Annotated in this window: 1 protein-coding gene; it reads right to left on the minus strand. The window is 59.5% G+C overall.

From position 1 onward, the window contains the following. A partial coding sequence (locus tag ACV22Z_RS35695) for a hypothetical protein (protein ID WP_448080935.1) occupies window positions 1-661 on the minus strand: 661 nt, incomplete at both ends.

Here is a 661-nt window from a genome sequence, read left to right on the forward strand (position 1 = left end):
GACGTTCCACGCATACATCGACGTAATGTCGTCCCGCTGATACTGATACAGCGTCTGGCCGACATTGTTGACGACCGTGCCGCCATAGCTCCCGTTGCCAACGGAACCGCTCTGCTGCGTACTGCCGATCCGGATCGACTTGCCGGCCGTGATTGCACTGTAGTTGTTGTTCACCGCTTCGACGTTCGCCATGGTGATACTGCCGCCGGCCACGAGTTGCGCCTGCTGCGCCTGGCTCGTTATCTTGTCTTGCTGAATCGTGGATGTCGTATCGCGCCAGATTTCGACGCGCTGATAGCCCTTATGGCCGTCGCTTCGCGTCGCGTATTCCGTATCAGGCGCGTAGTTGATGTGCGGATCGTAGCCAGCCCAATAGACTGCCGTCACGGTGCCGTTTCCGTTGTCCGTCAGCGTGTTGTAGTAGAGCGTTTGCTGCTGCCCGTTGACGTTCACGACCAGTACGCGGTCGACGGCATTCGTGCCGTTCGATTCGGACACGATATCGCTTGTCGAATACGTCGCCGTCTGCGGCGTCTTGTACGGTCCCGACCATGTCGCATACGAGCACACGCCCCCCGCGGCGTTACCGGTCGGGCAACCGATGAACTGCTGTCGCTTGGTTTCGTGCTTGGTCGTCGTACCGGTCGTTTCGGTCGTGACT

The organism is Burkholderia sp. PU8-34 (assembly GCF_053427725.1).